Genomic DNA, 7,043 nt, shown 5'->3' on the forward strand with positions numbered 1-7,043 from the left:
CGTCGCGCCTTCTTCGACGACGGCGAGCCGCTGGGCTCGGCGGCGAGCGAGGAGTGCCGCATCGATTCCATCGCACAATCCTGGGCGGTCCTCTCTGGCGCGGCGGCGCGCGATCGGGCGGCGAAAGCGATGAGCGCAGTCGAGCGGGAGCTGATTCGGCGCGACGAGGGCCTCGCGTTGTTGTTCGCGCCGCCATTCGACAAGAGCGCGCCGGACCCCGGCTACATCAAGGGCTATCCGCCGGGGATTCGAGAGAACGGCGGCCAGTACACGCACGCAGCCTTGTGGTCCGTGATGGCCTTTGCCGCGCTCGGCGATGGCGACAAGGCGGCCGATCTGTTCTCGATGCTCAACCCCATCAATCATGCGCGGACCCGCTCCGACGTGCATCGCTACAAGGTAGAGCCCTATGTCGTCGCGGCCGACGTCTACGCGAGCGCGCCCCATATCGGACGAGGCGGCTGGACGTGGTACACGGGCTCGGCCGGTTGGATGCAGCGCGCCGGGGTCGAAAGCATTCTTGGGCTCACGATCCGCGGCGCTTTTTTGCATCTCGACCCCTGCATTCCCAGGAGCTGGGCGAACTACGAGTTGACGGTGCGCCGGCCGTCCGCGCGCTACGAAATTACGGTCGACAATCCATCCGGAGTCAGTCGGGGCATAGGCTTCGCTGAAGTGGACGGGACCGAAGTCGTGGAGCGACCGGTGCGCGTGCGGATCGTTGACGACGGCGCTACCCACCGCGTTCGCATCCGGTTGGGATGAGAGGTTAGAGGCTTCCCCCGGGCCCGTGGCCGTATTCCCGCGTCAGCTTGATGCGCGTTCGGGGCCTTTGCCCGATCGGACCGACGCCCTGGTCGATCCAGCGCGCCACTCCGCTGGCGTTCGCGGCAAATCGCCGCTCACGTCGACATGGGCCGCCTCGGCCGCGGGCGGGAGAACGCTTTCAGAGAATTTCAAATCGAGGAGGCGGCCGTCGTCGGTCAGGAGTTGGACTCCGGGCCTGCCAAACACGGCTTCGAGGTCGGAAGGCGCGAGCCTGAGTTCGCCGGAAGCCGTCACGCCTCCGCGGGGCGTCGCAAAGCCATCAAACTCGTACGAGGCGCGAGCAATCGTTTCGCCGCCGATCCTGACGCCGCCTGCCCCCGCAAGTCGACCGAGATAGCCCACAACGGCGTTCGCTTGTGTGGAGGCGCGTCTCACGCCGCAACGCCATCGGCCTCAAGAGCCGCAGCGAGATCATCCGGGTTGAGGAGATACATCTCCTTGACGCCGCCAGACGCCGACAGCGCAGGGAGAACCAACGTCGCTTCGTGGGTCCGCGTCGTCATCGCTGCGCCTCACTTCCGTTTCGGTGGGGTCGTCGCGGCAGATTGAGCCTTCGGGGCGAAGGGCGACACGGGCGCAGCGGCTGCAGATTTCACGGTCTTGGGCTTCCGTATTTCCCGGTTGCCACGTCGTTTCTCCTTGGCCATTTTTCTCTCCTTCCGGCGGTGGTCTGCGGGCTGGCCAAGCGCCGTCCCGCGCATTCCGTCAATGAGCTATAAACATATAGGCGCGAATGTTTCGCGGAAAAGGACGCTCGGCGTCCGCGGTGCTCTATATGAACGAATTTCGACGACAGGCGAAGTTGAAAGCGATCCCACATCTCATATTCCTGAAGTTTTGCACTATCTGTGATAGACGTAGGCCGCCGTCGTCCCTGGCGACCGCAGGAGGCGCAGGCGCGTTTTCCATTCGGATTCGACCTGAGGCCCTGCGAAAACGTGAGCACGGGCGCACGCGAGGACCGGCAGATGATTCCACTCACGGTCCATCATCGGACGGCTTACCGGTATCGGCGGTCGGTCGATCTATGGCCGCACCGGCTGATGCTCTGCCCACGCGAGAACCGCGATGTGCAAGTGATCTCCTGCGTGATGACGGTGTCGCCGACGGCGCAGATCACATGGGCGCACGACGTCTTCGGCAACGCCGTCGCCACCGCAGTGTTTCAAGGCGAAAGCAACAGTCTCGTCATCGACAGCGTGGTGGATCTTCGCATTGAGGCGACGGCGTGGCCGATCTTCAACATTGCAGCCTCTGCGATCATCTATCCCTTCTGCTATTCGGACGACGAATGGACGGACCTCGGCGCGCTGACCCGGCAACAATATCCGGACTGGGCCGGACGTCTTGCAAATTGGGCGCGTTCGTTCGTCTACGGCGATCAGACCGATACCCTTGCGCTGCTCAAGGATCTCAGCGCCGGCGTTTCGGCGGCGATCCGCTATCAGAGCCGGGAGGACGAGGGCACGCAATCGCCAATCGAGACTCTCGACCGCGGTTGGGGCTCCTGCCGCGATTTCGCGGTCCTCTTCGTCGAGGCGGCGCGGTCATTGGGCTTCGGCGCACGGCTGGTCTCAGGCTACCTTTTCAACCCCGATCAGATGCTGCAGGGATCGACGGACGCCGGATCGACGCACGCCTGGGGCGAAATCTTTGTTTCGGGCGCCGGGTGGATCAGCTTTGATCCGACGAACCGCAGCGTCGGCGGCGCGAATCTCATTCCCGTCGCTGTCGCGCGCGACATCCGGCAGACGGCGCCGATCTCGGGCGCCTACGGCGGAAGCAGCGACGCTCTCGAGAGCCTATCGGTTGAGGTCCTCGTGACATCGGGCGCCGCGCCCTCATGGCCTCAGATTTCAAATCAATCTTCGCACGTCGGCGCGGCGCCTGGCCGAGGGGACCGCTTCTCGGCGTGACCAAACGCGGCGGCCCTTCGCGCCGAGAGACCTGGCTGAATGATATGACCCACGCTGCGCTTACCCCACTTCTCGGCTGCGAGTTCGACCCGTTCCTGTTCGCAACGATCGGCGATGAACGAGACGGCCCGCTGCTCAGCGTCGTGTCCGCGTTCGCGCGGCTCGACCTCGATCCTTGGAAAGAAGCCGCGAGTCTCGCGCGCATGCCCAGGGACAAGGCGAAGCAGCGACTCACTTCGCTGATTGAGTCCTTGCCGAACGGCGCGACGACAGGCTTGTCTCCCGAGATCGTCGCCGCTCGCCTGACAGCACTGTTGCCGCCGCCGGGAAGCGTCAATACGGCCGCGCCCGCGACGGTGCGTCAAGTCGCATCCATTCCGCATTCGCGACTCTTCTTTGTGCTGGGCGTTGTCGCCTTGATGCTGGTCGGATATTTCATGTTTACGGCGCGCGCATCCAATGCGCCTCACAACGCGCGCGGGGCCGCTGCGACGACAAGCGAACCCGCGGCGCGGCGTTAGGAGCAGCCGCGCGCAACGCGCCGGCGCTGTGCAGGCGGAAAGCTTCGGCGCCGCCAGCGAATCCGGCCTTTGCGCCCACTCGCGAAGTTCGCGGTCGCGACCCGCGATGACCCGCTGAACGAAGGACGTCTGCTGCGCGCAAATACCGGCTTTGAACCGCCCATGGGCCTTCGACGTGTTGGCGGATCACTGCACCGCTTTTGGCTTGCCAGGGGGCGCGCGGGCGGGAACAATCTGAGCTCGCCGAGACTTCCGTCCGGATCGTCCCGGATTGCGGAATTCCGCACGGAATGAAACGACGCCGCTGAAGGCGCGCCGAACACCCGGGGAGGGAGCGTGACCACGATTCGCGGCTTGCGATGGTGGGTCGTCGCGCTGATCTCGCTCGGCACCATCATCAACTACCTGTCGCGCAACGCGCTCGGCGTGCTCGCCCCCATACTGAAGGGCGAGATGGGCATCAGCACCGAGCAGTATTCCTACATCGTCGGCGCGTTCCAGATCGGCTACACGATCATGCAGCCGGTTTGCGGGCTGATCGTCGACGCCATCGGCCTCAGGCTCGGCTTCGCGCTGTTCGCGGCGCTGTGGTCGGTCGCCGGCTGCCTGCAGGGAGGCGTCACGGGCTGGCTTTCGCTTGCCGGCGCGCGCTGCCTGATGGGGCTTACAGAAGCGGCCGCAATTCCCGCCGGCATGAAGGCGGTCGCGGAATGGTTCCCGGACAGGGAGAAATCGATCGCGGTCGGCTTCTTCAACGTCGGCACATCGCTCGGCGCGCTGATCGCCCCGCCGCTGGTCGCCGCGGTCACCCTGACGTCGGGCTGGCGCGCAGCCTTCGTCGTCACCGGCGCAATCGGATTCTTCCTGGCCGCGCTCTGGTACGCCTTCTACCGCGACCCCAGCGAGCACGCCCTGCTTTCGCCCGGCGAACGCGATGAGATCCTGTCGGGGCAGACCCGCCCGGACGGAAGCGCGCCAAAGCCCTCGGTGCGGGAACTCCTTGCGACGCGCCGTTTCTGGGCAATCGCGGTTCCGCGCTTCTTCGCCGAGCCGGCGTGGCAGACGTTCAGCTTCTGGATCCCCCTCTATCTGGCGACCGAGCGGCACATGGATCTGAAGCAGATCGCGCTCTTCGCCTGGCTGCCGTTCCTCGCGGCCGACTTCGGTGGCGTCTTTGGCGGCTTTGTCGCGCCGTTCCTGATGAAAACCTTTGGGGTCACGCTGGTCTGGTCGCGCATCTGGGGCGTCGTCCTCGGCGCGCTGATGATGATCGGGCCGGCGAGCATCGGGCTCGCTGCGTCGCCGTACACGGCCATCGCGCTATTTTCCCTCGGCGGTTTCGCCCACCAGACGATCTCGGTGCTCGTCAACACGCTGAGCGCCGATCTCTTCGATTCGCGCGAGGTCGGCGCCGTCAGCGGCTTTGCCGGAATGGCGGCCTGGACCGGCGGGCTCGGATTTTCCCTGCTCGTCGGCGCGCTCGCCGACACGCTGGGCTACGGCCCGCTCTTCGGCCTGCTTGGCGTCTTCGATCTCATCGGCGCGGCGGCGCTGATCCTGTTGATCGGCGGCGAACGCCACGCTGCGCGTTTCGCGGCGGCCTAGAAGGAGCCCGATCGAGATGAAACCGATCCTGCGCGCCCGCCTCACCTCATCAAACTCGCGCGGGCTGACGCTCGATTGCGGCGACGGCGCCGCGATGCGGATTGTCGCGCTGGCCGACGACCTCGTCCGGGTGACGGTGCTGCGCGGGGGCGAGGTCCGTCAGAAGCGTACCTGGGCCGTGCCCGCGTTCGGCGAGGCCGACACGGACTGGGCGGGAAGAGCGCGGCTCGACGACAGCTCTTGGCCGGCCGTCGCGACCGAGATCACGACGTCGCCCACGCATGTCGCGATGGCGACGCGAGCGCTGCGACTGTTCGTTACGCTCGACGGCTTTCGCATCGACTGGGCGCTGCCCGACGGAACGATTTTCGCGCGCGACCGCGAGACGCAGCCCTATTTTCTCGGCCAGAAGACTCACGCCTTCAGGCACGCGATGGCGCGCGCGCCCGGCGACCGTCACTATGGCCTCGGCGACAAGACCGGCCCGCTCCACCTCACCGGGCGGCGGGTCAGATGCGCAATGCGCGATTCCCTCGGCTTCGATCCCGAGCGCGGCGATCCCCTTTACAAGAACTGGCCGTTCCTGATCGTGCGCGACGCGGCGAGCGGCGTCTCGCACGGCCTGTTCTACGACAACGGCGCCGAGGGCGTATTCGACCTCGGCTGCGAGCACGACAACTACTTCGGCCGCTATCGCGCTTACGAGGCCGAGGACGGCGATCTCGACCTCTACCTCATCCTCGGTCCTCGCCTCAGGGACGTCACCGCCAAGTTCGTCGCGCTCACCGGCCGTACGGCGCTGCCGCCGCGCTGGTCGCTCGGTTTCGCCCAGACCGCGATGGCGCTCGCCGACGCGCCCGATGCTCAGATGCAGATCCAGGGCGTGATCGACGCCGCGAAGACGCATGACGTCCCGATTTCCGCGTTCCACTTCGGCTCGGGCTACACGTCGATCGGCAAGAAGCGGTACGTCTTCACCTGGAACCGCGAAAAATTTCCGGCGCCGGAGGCGCTCATGCGCGCCCTCGCCGACGCGGGCATGAAAGTGGTCGCCAACGTCAAGCCGTGTCTGCTCGACGGCCATCCCCGCTACAGCGAGGTCGCGGCGCTCGGCGGCTTCATCGCCGGCGCAGACGACCACGCGCCTCTGAAATCGCAGTTCTGGGACGGCGCGGGCGCGCATGTCGATTTCACCAATGCAGCCGGCGTCGCCTGGTGGAAGGCGGCCCTGACCCATGAGGTCCTCGACTACGGCGTCGACGCGGGGTGGAACGACAACAATGAATATGGGCTCTGGGACGACGACGCGACCTGCGCAGGTTTCGGCGAGCCGACGCCGCTCGCGCAGTTACGTCCCGTGCAGGCCCTGTTGATGACGCGCGCGACGCGCGAAGCCCAGCTCGCTGCAAGGCCGAACCTCCGTCCCTTCACCGTCACGCGCGCCGGCGGCCCCGGCTTGCAGCGCTACGCCCAGACCTGGAGCGGGGACAACACGACAAGCTGGGACTCGCTGAAGTGGAATTTTCGCACCGGCCTCGGCATGTCGCTCTCCGGAATGTTCAACATCGGCCATGACGTCGGCGGCTTTGCGGGGCCGCCGCCCGACCCGGAACTCCTGATCCGCTGGACGCAGGCGGGGCTCCTGCATCCGCGCTTCCTCATGAACAGCTGGAAGGACGACGGCGTCACGACCTCGCCCTGGCTGCACCCCGAGGCGCTGCCGGCGATCCGCGAAGCGCTGCGGTTGCGGTTGCGGCTCATGCCCTATCTCTACAGCGCGATGGCCTTGGCGCACGAGGCGCATGTCCCGGTGCTGGCGCCGACGTTCATGCGCTTCGAGAACGACCCGGCCTGTTTCGCCGACGCCGACGCGGCGATGTTCGGCCCTTGCCTGCTCGCCGCCCCGGTCTTGAACGAAGGCGCGCGCGAGGTCGAGGTCTATCTCCCGGCGGGCGCCGAAAGCTGGCGCGACGTCTGGACGGGGCGCGTCTACGGGCCTGGTCAGTGCGTAAAAATTCCGGCGCCGCTCGATCGGCTGCCGCTGCTCGCGCCGGCTGGAGCGATCGTCGCCACGACCGACAGCGGCGACGACTATTCCCGTCTGCACGACGAGCCGTCGCGGGCGGCGTACGTCTTTCCGGGCGGCGGCGAGGGCGTATCGCACGCCTTGCTC

At 66.5% G+C, this 7,043-nt stretch carries 6 protein-coding genes; 5 read left to right on the plus strand and 1 reads right to left on the minus strand.

Annotated elements, in window-relative coordinates; all coding sequences use genetic code 11:
* On the plus strand, positions 1-765 hold a 765-nt coding region (locus ACLP25_RS30790), incomplete at its 5' end, for a GH36-type glycosyl hydrolase domain-containing protein (protein ID WP_442472893.1).
* A 434-nt stretch (positions 766-1,199) separates the two neighbouring features.
* Here the strand turns inward: ACLP25_RS30790 and ACLP25_RS30795 are convergent.
* Positions 1,200-1,331 carry a hypothetical protein gene (locus ACLP25_RS30795; RefSeq protein ID WP_442472894.1) on the minus strand — a complete coding sequence of 44 codons (132 nt, stop codon included), beginning with the start codon at positions 1,329-1,331 and terminating at the stop codon, positions 1,200-1,202.
* A 465-nt stretch (positions 1,332-1,796) separates the two neighbouring features.
* Here ACLP25_RS30795 and ACLP25_RS30800 point away from each other — a divergent pair, with 465 nt between their 5' ends.
* The 4 genes from ACLP25_RS30800 to ACLP25_RS30815 form a co-directional block, all read left to right on the plus strand.
* Complete coding sequence (locus tag ACLP25_RS30800; protein ID WP_442472895.1) at positions 1,797-2,744, plus strand: transglutaminase family protein; 948 nt, start codon at positions 1,797-1,799, stop codon at positions 2,742-2,744.
* A 44-nt stretch (positions 2,745-2,788) separates the two neighbouring features.
* Positions 2,789-3,265, plus strand: a complete 477-nt coding sequence (locus ACLP25_RS30805; protein WP_442472896.1) for a hypothetical protein — start codon at positions 2,789-2,791, stop codon at positions 3,263-3,265.
* Between the two features lie 336 nt (positions 3,266-3,601).
* Positions 3,602-4,870, plus strand: coding sequence for an MFS transporter (locus tag ACLP25_RS30810; protein ID WP_442472897.1), 1,269 nt, complete (start codon positions 3,602-3,604; stop codon positions 4,868-4,870).
* A gap of 16 nt (positions 4,871-4,886) precedes the next feature.
* On the plus strand, positions 4,887-7,043 hold a 2,157-nt coding region (locus tag ACLP25_RS30815; RefSeq protein ID WP_442472898.1), incomplete at its 3' end, for a TIM-barrel domain-containing protein.

It is taken from the genome of Roseiarcus sp., from assembly GCF_052145395.1.
Lineage (GTDB): Bacteria > Pseudomonadota > Alphaproteobacteria > Rhizobiales > Beijerinckiaceae > Roseiarcus.

Bases quoted from the DNA above. Each gene is read 5' to 3' on its own strand.
- ACLP25_RS30800 (WP_442472895.1), top strand. From the start codon at position 1,797: ATGATTCCACTCACGGTCCATCATCGGACGGCTTACCGGTATCGGCGG.
- ACLP25_RS30805 (WP_442472896.1), top strand. From the start codon at position 2,789: ATGACCCACGCTGCGCTTACCCCACTTCTCGGCTGCGAGTTCGACCCG.
- ACLP25_RS30795 (WP_442472894.1), bottom strand. From the start codon at position 1,331: ATGACGACGCGGACCCACGAAGCGACGTTGGTTCTCCCTGCGCTGTCG.